The organism is Mucilaginibacter sp. P2_D11, assembly GCF_056404435.1.
In genome coordinates this window covers 318,410-335,242 of record NZ_JBFUEA010000002.1, presented here as the reverse complement: position 1 = coordinate 335,242, position 16,833 = coordinate 318,410, and the positions used below count along the sequence as shown (strand labels likewise).

The window sequence follows — 16,833 nt, the reverse complement described above, 5'->3', positions numbered from 1 at the left end:
GCCTTTTTTGCTTTAGAGAATCTTAAATTTATTGCGAACAACATATATACCTATGGATTTAGAAGAAAAAAAAAGCATTGTAGCTTCCTTTCCATCAAATCATGCTCGTGCTGAATTGGGGATAATACTCACTAAAGGCGAATACGCCATCTTTGAAAAAGGAATATATGCTGGCAGCATGGATGAAAAGTGGAATATTTTCGTACTGAATAATGTGTTGGTGTTGCAACGCAGTTGGACAGGAAATTGCATTTATAAAGTTAACGTTGAGCAGCACGACGGCTCGATTATCCTTAAAGATTTTGAGGTTAACAGACACCCTGAGCAATATCGCGGAAAAAACATCGAAGAAGACATCGATATTTTAAAACGGGTACTTAAAATCTTTTAACGAGAAAGGACCTTTATATCCAACCAAAGTTAATACTGCCGTTAATACGAGAAATTGTCGAATTGGAAGATCCGGAAGATAAAAGCACCAAGATGGTAGATTCCCGTTCTGTAGGCCAGGTGCTCCACATGTACAATATTTTAAGCACCACGCCCAATGATGCTCTTTTTGTGGTTAATGGGTGGCAGCAATTCAGCAAAAATCTGTCGGGAAGGGCTCATGTAGAATTGTTAACGAGTGTATATATGGCAGATAAAGAGCGTAATTTTTATAAAACATTATATTTCGATGAAGGTGCCACGGCATTACTTGGGATTATTATTATTGAAAAAATAAAAGAGTGACCCCTGCCTATTATTTATAATTTTTTTTCCAGGCCAAATCCGCTTCATCTTGTGAAATAAGCCTTCCATATTCAATGTCGGACTCACTTAATTTAAGCTTAAGCACCCGCTCTTCGGTTAACTGAATCAAGTCGTTATCAATAGCGGGTATAGCTTTGTTTAAATTCGTCCGTTAGAAATTTTTATCTGTCAATAAGCGCTTCTTTTTCAATACTTCTATGATATACCGGGCTTCGGCTTCATCCAGGTCGTTGCCGAATTTTACGGTTTTTAAGCCGTAATCAAACCTAATGGTGCCCGAGTCGAGATTGTAAAACCCACCCCGCCTTCTCTGCCTGTTCTGGAAGCCGCTGTACATCGAAAACTCTTCCTCCATGCGGATGTGCTTCACCTCATTAAGGTCGTATATCCTGGGCGATTTAAGGAAGAGGGCCTTGTTGCGTATAGAAATGATGCCCTGCCCTACTTTAACGATTTCTTTTCCCAATAGCATGAAAAGGATGGTCCTTGCAGCAAAAATTCCGCCCACCGTCCACCCGGCCAGCCACACCATCGAAAATAAATCGGGGCCGCCATCTTTCCCCAGGGTAGCCAGCACGGTGGTTTCACCAAAAAACCAGCCGGTCATCCAAACGCAGAGGAACAATAAGACAAAGAAATTCTTCTTACCGGGTATGATGATTTCTGTCCGGTCGAAATCATCGTTGATTATTGCGCGGCCGCCGTAAGGTGTTTCCATCTGTGATATGTGTTAGGGTTAATTGCAGATAAAAGTAGCGTTACCGCCGGTAAAAGCCAATGTTTGCAACATTATTTTTAGCCGACCTTTCACGCTATTATTTTTAGTAATTTTACATTAATCATGATACAGCCTACCGTCAATAAATATAACGCCAAATTCCGCGAAGCGCTGGCCGGACTAAACCCCGAGCAGCTGGCCGCCGTAAATAAAATGGATGGCCCGGTGCTGGTAGTGGCCGGGCCGGGCACGGGCAAAACCCAGATACTGGCTGCCCGTATAGGCAAGATTTTGACCGATACCGATGCCCAGCCCAACGAGATACTGTGCCTTACTTATACAGATGCAGGCGCGGTTGCTATGCGCAAGCGCCTGTTCGAGTTCATCGGGCCGGATGCTTATCGCATTAATATATACACCTTCCATGCCTTTTGCAACGAGATTATACAGGAGAACCTGGAATATTTTGGCAAGCTGAATTTGGAATCATTATCTGATTTAGAGTCGGCCATGTTGTTCCGCGAGTTGGTGGATGAGTTTAGCAAGGACCATTTGCTGAAACGCTTTACGGGGGATATTTACTACGATGCCCCGCGCCTGAAAACATTGTTCTCTACCATGAAACGCGAGAACTGGAGCCGGGATATGATTGAGCAAGCCGTGAAGGAATATTTGGACGATTTGCCCAACCGCGAAGAATTTATTTACAAACGGGCCAACGCCAAGGCGGGCATCAAAATTGGCGACCCGAAACAAAAGGATATCGACAAAGCCAACGAAACCATGGCTAAGCTGCTGGCAGCCGTTGCCGAGTACGACAACTACTCCGCCAAAATGAAAGCCCGCGGCCGGTACGATTATGACGACATGATCATTTGGGTGCTAAAGGCTTTCCGAGAGAACGAAGAGATTTTACGCAAATACCAGGAACGCTACCAGTATATTTTAGTAGACGAATTCCAGGATACCAGCGGCTCGCAGAACGACCTGCTGAAATTTTTGCTGAATTACTGGGAAACGCCCAACGTATTTGTAGTGGGCGATGACGACCAATCTATCTTCAAGTTCCAGGGGGCAAACATGAAGAACATCCTCGATTTTGCCGGGGATTACGTTAGCGCCCTGCACACCGTGGTGCTTAAGCACAATTACCGGTCCAACCAGCAGATATTGGATATATCAAAAGCGCTCATTAACAACAACCGCGAGCGGCTCACCGCCCAGCTACGGCTTGATAAAAACCTGAAGGCATCGCACCCCCGTTTCGATACCCTGGCAGTTGAGCCGGTAATACAGGAATACGAAAACCCGGCGCAGGAACTGGTGAACGTAGCCTTGCAGATAAAGGACTTAGTAGATGGTGGTACTGCGCCCGGCGAAATAGCCGTGATTTACCGCAACCACAGCCAGGTAGAAGAACTGCTTACCTACCTGGAGGCACAAAAGATAGCCGTAAACACCAAACGCAAGATTGATGTACTTACCGTACCCTTCGGCGAGAAGATTGTGAACATACTACGGTACCTGGCCATGGAGCTAGATTCTCCGTATAGCGGCGATGAGTTGCTCTTCGAGATACTGCATTACGATTTGTTCGACATACCGCCCATAGAAATAGCCAAAGCCAGCGTAGCTGTTTTTAAGGAGAACTTTGCCACCGCCCGTAACAACGAACCCGTGACCAGTCTGCGCCGCCATATCCACGAGATGCGCATCAGCCAGCAAGGCAGCCTGTTTGGCCAGCAACCCAACCAGGCCATGAAATTCCTGGTGAGCGATATAGACGAACTGTTGAAATCGGCGGTGAGCGTAACGCTGCAGCAGTTTTTTCAGGATGTAGTTACCAAAATGGGCATCCTTAAATACATTATGCAGCAGCAGGATAAGGGCACGCACATGCAGGTGCTGACCAGTTTCTTCGATTTCCTGAAAGATGAGAGCCGCAAGGACCCTGAACTAAAACTATCCGGCCTTATTGCCACCATTGAACTGATGAAGAAGAACAGCATCCGGCTGGAACTGAACAAAGTTATCTTCTCTGACAATGGCATCAATTTCCTTACCGCCCACGGCTCCAAGGGCCTCGAGTTCGAACATGTATTCTTCATCGGCTGCGATAAAAAAACATGGGACGGCAAAGGCCGCAATTATGGGTTCAGTTACCCGGATACCCTCACCAGTTCGGCATCTGACGATATTGCCCAAAAAGAAGAGGCTCGCCGCTTGTTTTATGTGGCGATTACGCGCGCCAAGCAACATCTGCATATATCTTACGCGGGTAAGGATGCCAAGGGTAAGGACCAGGAACCCTCGCAATTCATCGGCGAGATACTGGCCGATACCGATTTGCAATTAAGCTTCCCTAAGGTAAGCGACACGGATATGCTGGGCTTCTTTGCCACGCAATTTAGCGAAGCAGATAAGCCGGTGGTTGAACTGCTGGATAGGAACTACATTAACCAGTTGCTGCAAAACTATACGCTATCAGTTACGCACCTTAGCAACTACCTCGATTGCCCGCTTCGGTTCTACTTCCAATGCCTCATCCGTGTGCCATCGGGCAAAAGCCCCTCGGCTACTTTTGGCCAGGCCGTGCACTGGGCGCTCAATAAAGCCTATCGCAAACTGCCCGATTACGGCAACGAGTTTATGCCCACGGCAGATTTTGTGCAGGAGTTTAAATGGTATATGTACCGTAACCGCGATTCATTCACCAAAACAGATTTTAAGCTACGGGTTGATTACGGCGAAAAGATACTGCCTCCCTATTACGAACTAAATGCGCCCACCTGGAACAAAATAGCCCAAACCGAGCGCAGCATCAAAAACATAGAAGTTGGCGGCGTGCCCATAAAAGGCAACCTGGATAAGATGGAGTTTGATGGCAAGAACGTTACCGTGGTTGATTATAAAACCGGTCGTGTACGCAATGCCAAAGATAAACTAATGCGCCCCACCGATGAGACCCCCAACGGCGGCGATTACTGGCGGCAGGCCGTCTTCTACAAAATATTGGTAGATAACGACCGCACCAACGATTGGGAAGTAATAAACACGGTATTCGATTTTATAGAACCAGTAAGCGATGAATATTTTAAAGAAAAGATAGTCATCAGTCCGCAGGATATTGAACAGGTTACACAGCAGATAACAACGGTTTATCAAAAAATAATGAACCATGAGTTCAGTACGGGTTGCGGCAGAAAGGAATGCGATTGGTGCCACTTCGTAAAAAGCAATTTTAAACAGCCGGGCGGTATCCTGGAGGTTGCCGATGGCGAAGAGGCCGAATAACCAGAAATAGCGTTCACAGCGTTCATGTGTGCGCCGTGAACACCGTGAACGCTTTGCAATTCGCAGGCAATCAGCGTGTTAAAAATTTCAGGCAAGTGTCAAAATCGTGTCACCGCCACTGTTGTTCCAATCTGTTATTTTTGCGCAAAAAAGGCTGCTTTGTTATAGAAGAATCCTACCATAAAGCAGCTACAAAGAAAGAAGTGCGGAGGCTGCAAAGGCTTTGTTTTTGAATGCTATTCCGTTATTTCCTCATATCATTTACCATAAATTCAAGCGCGGCTTTATCGGGCAGTGAAACGGCGGCTGGCTTATCACCCAATATCATAGTTTGGTTGCCATTGCTGTTATAAGCCGGCCATGCGGGCAGGCCAGGTCCATTGGGGTTGCCGCTTTCGGCAAAGTTTACCCAGTAGGAGGATATGATATCCGCCAGTTGCTGGTCTACCGGCTCAAAGGGACGGTTTAAAAACTTGAGATTATTGAATACGTAACCTACCTCGCCTGTATGGAACGCACCATATTTCTTAAAGTCCTCTGTAGCCGGCATGCGGCGGGTAAAGCGGTACAGGTAAACTTTGGCTTTGTTTTTGGCGCTTTGCGTATTGGCCCAGGTAAAATTCTGCACGCCGAACATTCCATCGCGCGACATATTTATCTGCGACCGTTGGGCCTCCGCGTCGGTATTGCCGGGGTAAAGTTTCAGGAATTCGGCAGCTTTGTCTCCAAAGCGCTTTTGTATGCCGGCGGTGTAATCTACTGCGTTTTTTAGGGTACCGATAAAGGCATCGTCCTCATTCCAGCCGGTAAGCAGCGGAACCTGATTCTCTTTATTGGCCGCGAAGATATCAGCAGGTACCTGCGGCAAAAAGTAACCGTCTACTATCGGCCGGAAATTATTTTGCTTTAATAGTTCCTCGGCAGGCAATTTCCGTAAATCAGCCAGGCTGCCGGCGTGCAGTGCCCCGGCGGCTTTCAACCCGTCTTGTTCTGCCTGCGCTAAAGTTACACCGCTGCCCGGGCCAGGCACCATGTGTGCGCCGCTTTCGGCAATGGCTCCTTTAAACAGGCCTTTTGCCAATGGCGATGCCACCAGGTAGTTTACGCCATAAGAACCTGCCGACTGCCCCGCAATGGTCACATTATCCGGGTCGCCGCCAAAAGCTGCTATGTTCTTCTTCACCCATTTAAGGGCTGCAAGCTGGTCCATCAGTCCGTAATTGCCAGAAGTATGGTTAGGCCATTCTTTAGTCAGTTCCGGATGCGCAAAAAAGCCGAAGATACCCACACGGTAGTTGATGCTCACCAGTATAACGCCTTTTTTAGCCAGGGCTTCGCCATCGTAAATGGGCACGTTGGTGCCGCCGCTTACAAAGCCGCCGCCGTAAATCCACACGATAACCGGGCGTTTCTCCGATGGCGTTTTTGCGCCGGTCCATACGTTAAGGTACAGGCAATCCTCGCTCAGCGGTTCATCCTTTATTAAAAATTCGCGGGTGTAAACGCCAAACTCATTGGGTTTACCCTGCATAGGCATCTTAGAAAAATCGGTACAGGCCTTAACGCCGCTCCAATGTGCAGTTGGCTGCGGCGCTTTCCACCTCAGGTTACCCACAGGCGGCGCAGCGAAGGGGATGCCTTTGAATATATGTACGCTGGCATCGCTGTTATCGGTGCCCGATATTTGCCCGGCATCGGTTTTTACGGTGCTGAAAGGGTTTTGTGCCGAGGCAATGGCGCACAACAGGATAAGCGGCAGGATGAGGAAGCGTTTCATTATGGTGTTGGTTAGTATTCAATTTCGCAGTTTAATCCAAGAGCTGTTGCCCGCTGAAAAAATTCATTAGCTAAAGGTGCGTCATCAATTTCAAAAGCGACCTCTTTACCGTCAAGTACATCGAGCTTATTTCTTTGCGCTTCTTTTAAAGTCGTTTTTAACAACTCTCGCTGTAGTAGGGTAAATGCAACTTTTTGCATCCCGCTCCGCCAACTTTTAACTTTTACTTTCGGCATAAAGATTTGACAACTCTTTAAGAGTTGTCAAATCTAAGTTAGGCTATTTTATGGCTTTGCCCCACCCTTTACATATTTTGCTGTACGTGCATCTCTTATCACACCTTTCCAGTTCAAGCCGTAACCGAAATCGTAGGCGTGGCCTTCACTGTCTACATATACTTTCATATCGTGCGGCACATCTTCAAACTGGGCTTCCACGGTTTTCATATCCAAAGGCATTTGCAAAGGCAACAAAGCTGATGGCTCTGCCTTGCCGGTAAGGATATCCAGGCTGGCCTGGCCCTGCACGCCAAAATCGGCAATGATGGCACTGGCCTGTTTCTCCAGTTCGGTAAATACCATTGGGTTGTTGACATTTATCGATACGATTACCGGTTTGCCTTTCATTTTGGCATAGGTATCAGTCACCATCGCCAAATCGGTTACGTTGGTAGAGGTTTCCGATTTGCCTTTGTAAGTGCGGTTGGTAAAGTTCTCCAGCGGGTCGCCGCCGGCGATGCTGGTATCGCGTGCGGTTGTGGCGGTATAAGTGCCGTATTGTAATGATACGGGCAGGTAGCCATTGCCGCCTGCTGTCACATCATCGGCATTATAGCCGCCATGGCCAATCGGGCTGGCAATAAACACCAGCGCATAATCGGCAGAGTCGGGATTGTCGGTCACCTTGAAATATTTCTTTACCGTTTCCATATTTACCGGGTATTCGGTTTTTTCGGGATAAGGCATACCCAGGAAGTTCTTACCTGCAGGGGTGAATTTTTTGGGCACATAAACGGTTTTGCCGGTTTGCAGGGGCAATACGCCACCTTTGTTCTTCAGCATCACGATAGATTTTAGCTGTGCCTGGTAACCAGCCGCCATAAATTCAGGGTTCCCTACGGTTTTTTTGGTAAGATCAACATCCAGGTATGGGTTTTCGAACAAGCCGGTACGGAAAATCCCCCGCAGCAAACGCACCGCCGATTGCTCGAAACGGGCACGCATAAAGGCCTCGCCATGTTCTTTAACGCCCATTTGGTAGGCATCTATTACGGGCACCATATCGTTATTGCCGCCAAACTGGTCTACGCCGGCCATTAGTATCTTGTAATGGCGCTGGGCAATGGTCGCTTTTTCCATCCCCCATGATTTACCTGAAAGGAAGCTGTTGATAACGGTTTCGTCGCCGGTTACCAGCCAGTCGGTACATACCACGCCATCGTATTTGTATTTGTTGCGCAACAAATCGGTAATAATGTATTTGTTATAGTTATTGGCTACGTCCTCGTGATTTTTGGTATCCTGCTTCCAGCTGATGGTGTAGTAAGGCATCACGGCTGCGGCTGCGCCGGTTTTGCCGTTCAGCTTAAACGCGCCTTGGGTAAAAGGGATCAAATGCTGCTGGAAGTTGTTGCCCGGGTACACGGCATATTTGCCGAAGCCGTAATGCGCATCGCGCCCGCCTTCACCTGCGCCGCCGCCGGGCCAGTGTTTAACCATGGCGTTCACGCTGTTAAAGCCCCAGCCATTTTTAATTTCTTTATCGCCGGTAGAAGTTTGGAAACCATCGATATAAGCCCTCGCCATATCGGCAGCCAGTGCGGGGTCTTCGCCAAAGGTGCCGCTAAAGCGGTTCCAACGTGGGTCGGTAGCTATATCAACCTGCGGCGATAGGGCGGTGGCGATGCCCAGCGCACGGTATTCCTGCGCGGCAATATGCCCGAAGCCCTGGGTAACCGATGGGTCGAACGTAGCAGCCATGCCCAGTGAGCCGGGCCACATAGAGATATTGCCCCCTGCGCCGGCATTGAATTCGGCGTTGGCTACCGTACCGTGGCGCGGGTCGGAACTATTATTGTTCGGGATACCCAGGCCAATGCCTTCTACCAATGCTTGTGCATTATTATTCCACCTGGCGGCAACTTCGGGGCTTTGCACCGAGGTGATGAGCACGTGGCGTACGTTATCGTTTGTTAAAAACTTCTTTTGCTGGTCTGATAAATCCCAGGCGTTAAGGCCGCTTTCGGCCAAATTTTTCCCATTATAAGTACCCGCGAAGGGCCCTACCGGGATAGATGGTATCATTTGGTGGCGACTGTACAGCATCAGCCCGGCAATTTGCTCTACGCTCATTTTGCCGGCGAGGTCCTTAGCGCGTACATCTACGGGCAGGCGCCAGTCTTCGTATTTATCCAGTTTGCCGTTTTTGTTGAGGTCTTTAAACGCCAGGCCGTCAACCGTCAGTATTTTTACGCCCGATGTTGCCGAGTAGCCCAGCTTTTGGCCGCCGGTATTAGTAACCGTAACTACGTCGCCGTTTTTGCTCTCGGTGTATTTTGTTTGTGCCGATGCAAGGGCCGGTAGCAAGCCAATCAGCAGGAGGTATTTTCTTTTCATATATTGAGGTGTGTTATTTTTTTTTAACCACAGAGATTCACAGAGAAAAACAGAGTTGCGCAGAGATTTCCCATCTTGTTAAAGTTTTAGCATGGGTTTATAAACGCCAAAAATGGCTCTGTGCACCTCTGCGAAAACTCCGCGCCCACTGCGGTTAAATATCTTAGCCGTGAAATTTCTATTTATTATTGGTTTATTTAATCGGCACAAAAAAGACTATGTGTCAATATTACACAATGGTATAAATTTAATTTTTAAATAGCAAGTGCTTAGCGCATTATGCCATCATTATTTTTTTGGCGAGCGTTTGTTGCCAGCATTATATAACAATCATTTAATTTTTAAACTATTGGTAAATAATTTAAGATTTGTTATTTTCATGGCTGGTATGCGTAAACTATTTGTCCCCTTATTAATTGCCGCCATGAGCGGTTTACTGCTTATTTTGGGTCTGCCCGCTGCGCGTGCAGGTGCTCCTGTCGTGCATATTTCGGCAAGGCCTGCCTGGCTCAATACCTTCAAACTTTCTGATAAAAAACTCCCCGCCCGGCAAGTTACCGGCGGCTTCTTTTACCAGCTTTTTGAGGAGCAGATACAAGTAGAGAAACAAGCCGACTACAAGCATGTGATACGCGAGATCGTATCCGAAGCAGGCATACAAAACGGCTCGGAAATTTCTATCTCTTTCGACCCATCTTACGAACGGCTGGACGTTCACGACATCACCGTTTGGCGAAACGGAAAAGCCGAAAGTCGCCTCGGCCCAAAATCGTTTAAGGTAATTGCCGATGAAAAGGACCTATCCAAATTTATCTACCAGGGCAGCTTTTCGGCGCTTTGTATTTTAGATGATATCCGCAAAGGCGACCGTATAGAATATGCCTACACCATCACCGGCCGCAACCCTATATTCGGCAACAAATACACCGATCGGCTTTACATGCAGGGCATGCAGCCTTATGCGCAGCTTTACAAAGCCCTGCTGGTATCGCCCGCCCGCAAACTGAATTTCAAAGCATTCGGCAACGCTGCACTTACCCGTCCTACAGATAAGAATGGCCTAAAATGCTACGAATGGAATCTTTTGCAGGCGATGCCTCCACCCGATGCCAGCGGCACGCCCAGTTGGTTCAATAACTACAGCTACATACAGGTAAGCGATTACAGCAGCTGGCAGGAAGTGATAGATTGGGCCCTCAAGGTAAACCCCATAGCCACCAGCCTGAAGGGTAACCTGGCAACCCGGGTGGCTAAGCTAAAGGCCGATGCCGCAGGCGACAAGGAGAAGTATTTCCGCAGCGCGGTGCAGATGGTGCAGGATGAGATACGTTATATGGGTATAGAGCTGGGCGAATATTCGCACAGGGCTAATACCCCCGAAAAGGTGTACAATCAGCGCTACGGCGATTGCAAGGATAAGGCCCTGCTGCTGGCTTCGGTTTTGATGGCCAACGGCATTGATGCACATATGGTATTGATTAACACTGATGCCGAAGCTAAGATTGATGCATATATTCCCTCGCCAACCGTTTTCGATCATGCGGTTTGTGTGGCTACCCTCAACAATAAGCCGGTTTATGTAGATGCTACTATAGCCTACCAGCGCGGCAGCGGCACTAACTTATACTTCCCCAATTATGGTAAAGGCCTGGTATTAATGGCCGGCAATACCGCTTTGACGGCTATTACGCCAACTAAGGCAGGCAAGATGATGGTTGTCGAAACCTACAAAGTGCCTGCGGGCCAGAAAGAGAGCACTTTGCTGGAGGTGACAACTACCTATACGCTTGCCGAAGCCGACCGTATGCGCGACAGGCTGGCAAGCGGCAGCATAGCCGAAACAGAAAAAAACTACCTGGATTATTACGCCAAAAGTTACCCCAAGATAGAGTTTGCGGCAGACTCAATTACCGTTAAGGATGATGTAATAAAAAACGAGCTTATTACGATAGAGTATTACCGCATCCCCGGCTTTTTTAAGGCCGACAAAGAACCCGGCAGGTACACGGCTTCTTTTTATGCGGGTGCTATAAACGATCAACTTCCGGCCATTAGCGGCAAGGTGCAAATGCCTGCGGCTATTGGTTACCCGGTGAATATTGAACACTTAGTACATGTAATAATGAAAAGCGGCTGGGATATAGCTGAAAGCAGCAGCAGCATACAACGCGATGCCTATGGCTTCAATTCGAGCACCTTGGTGCGGGGCGATACGCTTACGCTCGATTATAATTTCCGTACGCTGAAAGATTTCATAGCGCCTGATAAGCTTGATGAGGCACGTACAGATGTAAAACAAATAGCAGATAATGAACTGGGGTACAGCTTCACTTATACGCCCGATATTAGCCGGGTACCCTTCCAACTCAACTATAGTTTGATGATATTTGTACTTGTGCTGGCAGCAACCCTTGCATGGCTGGCCATAAAGCTTTACCGTACCGAAACCCGCGCTGTGGTTTTTGAAAGAGGCGCAAACTTTATACCGGTAGGGGGCTGGCTTATTCTTATTGCTATCGGGTTGGCTATTACACCATTCGCTGTAGCCTACACCATGGCCGATAGTGGATCCCTCGATTTAAGCAAATGGAACGCCCACCCCAGCAACTCCAGCGACATTGCTTTTAAAGCTTTGTTTTTATTTGAGGTTGCCGGCAATGTAATTTTAATAGCGTTTGCTGCTTTTTGCTTTGTTTTGCTTGTAAACCGGCGCGATGTGTTGCCCCGTTATATTATCGGGTTTTATGCATTTGTGGCATTATTTGCAGTAAGCGACTATTTCCTGGTGATAATTGTAAACGGAGGTGTGTTGGATAGCACGGCCTTGTCCATGATCAGAAAAATTATCTATTCCGGTATCTGGATAGCCTATTTCAAATCATCTGAACGAGTTGAACAGACTTTCGTTGTGCCCTACCCCGCCCACAATTATAGCTACGAAGAAATTGAAGAAGACAAGAACGCCAACCTTATTGCTTAACCAGCTCTACCGGCAGTTGGGTGATGGGCTGTATCTGTATTTCTTTAAAAAACACCTCGGCCCCTTCAGATTGTATTTGCAATTTGCCTTTGGTAAGCGGCTGCGGTTGCCCGTTCTCCATCTGCCTGCTGTGGTATAGTACCATCATCACTTTATCGTTTATTACGTGGATGCTGGTATCGCCGTTGCAATATAAATCAAGCGTGTTCCATTCGCCTTTGGGGTTTTCGGCATCGCCGCCTTTAATGCAATGCCGGCCTTGCGGGCTACCTTCGCCAAAGTTGTTCACAATGCCGCCAACATTATAAATATAATCCTTCTGGTAACGGCGTATAACAGGTATATCGGCCATGCCGCCCGCTACGCCCCAGTAATCGCCGCAGTTGCCCTGCTCTATCTGGAACTCCTGCGATCGCATCCAGGCACCGTAATCGGCACCGTATTTCCCAACCGAATGATATAAAAGGCCGCTATCCATCTTCTGCCCTTTTTTTTGCCCCCAGGTAAGCGCGCCCCATTTAAATTGCAGCTGCAGGTGGTAATTGGCATACTCCTTTTTTGTGGAGATAGCACCCCAATTCTCGCCCGATACGCGTATAACCCTATCGCCATCCTGTTTTACTATTGTGAATACTTGTTTGGGGTCGCTGTTTAAGCCTATAGGAGTGCGGGTAATAAAATTACCTTTATCATCCAGGTCGGGTCCGATATAGGTATCCCATCCGCTGAGGTCCCTGCCATTGAATAATACCTCCCATTTATCAGATTTCAGCGATGCGGTGGTGCCAAAGATAAGGGCACAAAGCAGTAGCGTGGATAGTGGTTTAGCGGGTTTCATAACAGGGGTTATTGAAGTACCTAATATAATCATATTACCGCACAAACATGCAAAATGTAACAGTGCTGTATTAATATTTATAGTCGATGTACATTTGAAAATATATGTGCTTACTGCTTCGCGCACAACAACCTAGCCGACTACAAAACAATGGCTCGCATAACCCATAAAGCATAAAAACCATTAATAAAATACCCCTTTAGCGAATAATTTAAATAACTTTCCATCGGCCACTACGTACAACATCCAGAACCCGTAGTTTTTATCCGTCGCGCCCTGCCGCAATCGCAAGTGATTTTTGGCTTGGTTTTACCTTTAAAGTACGCGATGCCCTAAAACCGGAACCCTAAATTAACTTTACTAAATTTCGAAACGAATTATAGACCACTAAGCCCCGGGGTTAGGTTATATTAATTTTTTGCCGATACCCACCGAACTACCACATGATAAACCAAAAGCTGTTAGGGATTGATACCCGCATAGAAAAACTATTGGAAAATAGTTACTTCGGGCTCATGCTGCTGGATGAGTTGCTTGTGGTGACCTATGGTAGCTGTTCGGCGCGAAAAATCAACGGTTGGGGCGATACCGATTTACCCGATAGACCAATCGTAGATCTGATACACCCAGACGACAAGGCATACGTTTATATTTTAATACATAGCGTTTCAGATACCGGAACCCCTCAAAACTGCAGTTTCAGGTTAAAACATGCCCGTGGCCATTACGTTTGGCTGCAATGCACCTTTACCAACATGTTTAACGAACCCGGCATTGAGGCAATAGTTTGCAATTTTGCCGACATCACCGCACAAAAAAAAATCGAATCGGAATTCAGGCAACAAACCGATCAAATAAGCGGGCTGCTGGAAACCATGAGAGACGGCTTTATTGCGCTAGACGAAAACTTGTGCTATACATATGTGAATAAACAGGTATTGAAAATGATGCGGCGAAACCTGGAATCGCTTATTGGGAAACACATTTGGGATGTTTATCCGGAGACCATTGGCACAGCAACGTATGATGCCATACAAACCGCCTTTACCAAAAAAATATATGTTTGCAATGAGGATTTTTTCCCAGTCTCGCAACGCTGGCTGGAAAACCGGGTTTACCCCTCTGCAGGGGGCATATCCATGTTTATACGGGATATTACCAAACAGAAAAAGGAAGAGCAGCACCTAAAGCTCTTAGAATCGGTAATCACCAACACCAGTGAGGCCGTTTTGATAACAGAAGCCGAGCCTGCCGATGACGCCGGCGCGCTTATTTTATATGCAAACGAGGCGTTTACCAGCATGACCGGCTACGCCGCCGAAGAGGTGGTAGGCAAAACGCCCCGTATTTTACAAGGCGCCAAAACGGATAAGGCCGAAATTATCCGACTGAGCGAGGCGATGCGCCTATGGCAACCCTGCGAAGCCACCCTGTTGAATTATAAAAAAAACGGCGAAGAGTTTTGGGTTAACTTCACCCTAACCCCTGTTGCGGACGAAAAGGGATTTTACACGCATTGGATATCCGTACAGCGCGATGTGACAAAACGCCGCAACCAGGAATTGCAGGCTGCGCTGCTGACCAGCGTCAGCATGTTGTTTAACGAGGCTACCGCGCTGCAGCCCTTGCTTGAGAAATTACTGCAGCACCTGGTAGACTACGGCCATTTTAAGTTCGCCGAGGTATGGCTCATTGGCGCCGATAAAAATAAGATAAGCCTGGCATCGCATCTGGAGCCAATGCCGGAGATGGCTGTATTTTATCATGACACCCGGCATATCAAAAGTTTCGTAAAGGGCGAGGGCCTGCCCGGTGCAACCTGGAAAACTAACCAGATACAATTTTGGGACAGGCTGGACGAGCGCGAAGATTTCTTGCGGCACGATGCCGCCAAAGAAGCCGGGCTGAAGAAAGCTTATGCAATACCCTTAATTTCAGGTAAAGAAACTATAGGCGCATTGCTTTTGGGCCTGGGTGCCGGCGAAAAAGCCGATGCTAACCTCATTACCGTGTTCTCGGCGTTCAGCACGCATTTTGGTGCCGAAATAAAACGTAAGCAGTTGGAGCAAGAGTTGAACCAGGTATTTATCTCTGCCCCGGATATCCTCTGCATCATTGGCACCGATTACCATTTTAAAAGGGTAAACCCGGCCATGAGCACGCTGCTGGAATATACCGAAGAAGAGATACTTGCTAAAAGGCTTGGCGATTTCCTGCACCCAGACGAGTTGGAAACCAGCAGGGCGCGGATGCAAAGCTTTATTGGCCAGAAACAAACGCTGTACTTCGAAAACCGGTTCGTAACCCGATCAGGCAGGGTGATATGGTTATCCTGGACGGCCAGCAACTCCGCCGAGGAAGGGCTGATATTTGCCGTTGGAAAAGATATTACTGATAAAAAAAGGCTTAAAACCTTGCTGGATAAAGTTACCAGCCTGGCCCAGGTTGGCGGCTGGGAAATAGATGTAGCGAAAGGCACGATGTATTGGTCGAAAATAACGCGGCGCATACATGAGGTTACCCCTGATTATCAACCCAACACACAAACCGGCATCAGTTTTTATCGCGAGGGGCATGACAGGGATACCATCGTACGCTCGATAGATGCCGCTATAAACGAGGGTGCCGCTATAGATGTTGAACTACAAATTGTTACCGCCAAAGGCAACACCCGCTGGGTACGTGTAGTGGGCGAGCCCGAATTTGTTGATGGTAAATGCCAGAGGGTTTACGGGAGTTTCCAGGATATTGATGCAAGGGTGAGGGCAGAAATAACTGCCAAAACAGCACTGGAAGAACGTAACATTATACTGGAGAGCATAGGTGATGCTTTTTTCGCGGTCGACAAAAACTGGGTGGTGAATTATTGGAACAATATGGCCGAGAAGGTGTTGGGCAAGCCCAAAAGCGAAATGCTTAACCAAAACCTTTGGCAAGTTTTTGCCGATTCCATCGATTCGGCATCCTATCAGCAATATCATAAAGCAATTGACACAGGATGCGCCGTACATTTTGAAGACTACTACCCCCCATTAAAAAAATGGTACGAAATAAGTGCATATCCATCAATCAACGGGCTTTCGGTATATTTTAAGGATATAACCACCCGTAAGATAACGGATTCCCTTTTAATGGATTCAGAAAAGCGATACAGCGAGCTGTTTCAGTTAAGCCCCCTGCCAAAATGGGTATTCGACCTCGACACCCTTAAGTTTTTAGATGTAAACAATGAGGCAATACAACATTACGGCTACTCGTACGAGGAGTTTTTATCCATGACCATAAAAGACATCAGGCCGCCGGAAGATATACCCGCGCTGGATGTAATTTTAGACGAATATAACAACACCGCGCAGTTTAATGCAGCGGGCAGCATACGGCACAAAAAGAAAAACGGCGAAATTATTCTGGTAGATATAAAAAGCAGCGACATTAATTACAAAGGGAGAAATGCCCGGATGATAGTTGCCAATGATATAACCGACAGGCTGCATTACATAGAGGCCATAGAGCAACAGAACGAAAAACTGAAGGAGATATCCTGGCTGCAATCGCATGTGATAAGGGCGCCGCTTGCCCGTATTATGGGCCTTTTACCGCTGCTTGATGATGCCCGGGACAGCGAGGAAGCCCGGACGGAAATATTAAATTACCTCAAACTATCTGCCGACGAACTGGATAACGTGATACGCGACATAACCAATAAAACCGGCGTAGTGCCTTATAAATAACGCCAGAGCCTACTGCTTTCAAACCAAAGAAGCCTGCCTGTTGCCACAAAACACCCTGGTATTCAGTGCACCCCCTTGGGGTTTTCAATCCGCCGACTTCTGTTAATTATCCAATAATTTCGCG

Annotated in this window: 10 protein-coding genes; 5 read left to right on the top strand and 5 right to left on the bottom strand. The window is 47.4% G+C overall.

Going from position 1 to position 16,833, the window contains the following annotated elements:
* Positions 1 to 52 precede the first annotated feature (52 nt).
* Positions 53 to 391 carry a hypothetical protein gene (locus tag AC1DXC_RS04395; protein WP_477457922.1) on the top strand — a complete coding sequence of 113 codons (339 nt, stop codon included), beginning with the start codon at positions 53 to 55 and terminating at the stop codon, positions 389 to 391.
* A 62-nt stretch (positions 392 to 453) separates the two neighbouring features.
* Positions 454 to 735: a hypothetical protein gene (locus AC1DXC_RS04390; RefSeq protein WP_477457921.1), complete on the top strand. Its 282-nt coding sequence runs from the start codon at positions 454 to 456 to the stop codon at positions 733 to 735.
* A 172-nt stretch (positions 736 to 907) separates the two neighbouring features.
* Here the strand turns inward: AC1DXC_RS04390 and AC1DXC_RS04385 are convergent, their stop codons facing one another.
* Entirely contained in the window at positions 908 to 1,474 is a 567-nt protein-coding gene (locus AC1DXC_RS04385; RefSeq protein WP_477457920.1) for a hypothetical protein, read from the bottom strand.
* Between the two features lie 123 nt (positions 1,475 to 1,597).
* On the opposite strand from AC1DXC_RS04385, the gene AC1DXC_RS04380 reads away from it, so the two are divergent.
* Complete coding sequence (locus tag AC1DXC_RS04380; RefSeq protein ID WP_477457919.1) at positions 1,598 to 4,768, top strand: ATP-dependent DNA helicase; 3,171 nt, start codon at positions 1,598 to 1,600, stop codon at positions 4,766 to 4,768.
* A 244-nt stretch (positions 4,769 to 5,012) separates the two neighbouring features.
* Here the strand turns inward: AC1DXC_RS04380 and AC1DXC_RS04375 are convergent, their stop codons facing one another.
* The 3 genes from AC1DXC_RS04375 to AC1DXC_RS04365 are packed head-to-tail and all read right to left on the bottom strand — an operon-like array spanning position 5,013 to position 9,160.
* A complete protein-coding gene (locus AC1DXC_RS04375; protein WP_477457918.1) occupies positions 5,013 to 6,545 on the bottom strand; it encodes a carboxylesterase/lipase family protein in 1,533 nt (510 codons plus the stop codon).
* An 11-nt stretch (positions 6,546 to 6,556) separates the two neighbouring features.
* Entirely contained in the window at positions 6,557 to 6,781 is a 225-nt protein-coding gene (locus tag AC1DXC_RS04370; RefSeq protein WP_477457917.1) for a hypothetical protein, read from the bottom strand.
* A gap of 48 nt (positions 6,782 to 6,829) precedes the next feature.
* Positions 6,830 to 9,160 carry a glycoside hydrolase family 3 protein gene (locus AC1DXC_RS04365; RefSeq protein ID WP_477457916.1) on the bottom strand — a complete coding sequence of 777 codons (2,331 nt, stop codon included), beginning with the start codon at positions 9,158 to 9,160 and terminating at the stop codon, positions 6,830 to 6,832.
* A gap of 424 nt (positions 9,161 to 9,584) precedes the next feature.
* On the opposite strand from AC1DXC_RS04365, the gene AC1DXC_RS04360 reads away from it, so the two are divergent.
* On the top strand, positions 9,585 to 12,140 hold the full coding sequence (locus AC1DXC_RS04360; RefSeq protein WP_477457915.1) for a DUF3857 domain-containing protein: 2,556 nt from the start codon (positions 9,585 to 9,587) through the stop codon (positions 12,138 to 12,140).
* Here the strand turns inward: AC1DXC_RS04360 and AC1DXC_RS04355 are convergent.
* A complete protein-coding gene (locus AC1DXC_RS04355; protein WP_477457914.1) occupies positions 12,130 to 12,978 on the bottom strand; it encodes a 3-keto-disaccharide hydrolase in 849 nt (282 codons plus the stop codon). The two genes, AC1DXC_RS04360 and AC1DXC_RS04355, sit on opposite strands and share 11 nt — an antisense overlap.
* 443 nt (positions 12,979 to 13,421) lie before the next feature.
* Between AC1DXC_RS04355 and AC1DXC_RS04350 the strand changes: the two genes are divergently transcribed.
* Entirely contained in the window at positions 13,422 to 16,709 is a 3,288-nt protein-coding gene (locus AC1DXC_RS04350; RefSeq protein ID WP_477457913.1) for a PAS domain S-box protein, read from the top strand.
* Positions 16,710 to 16,833 lie beyond the last annotated feature (124 nt).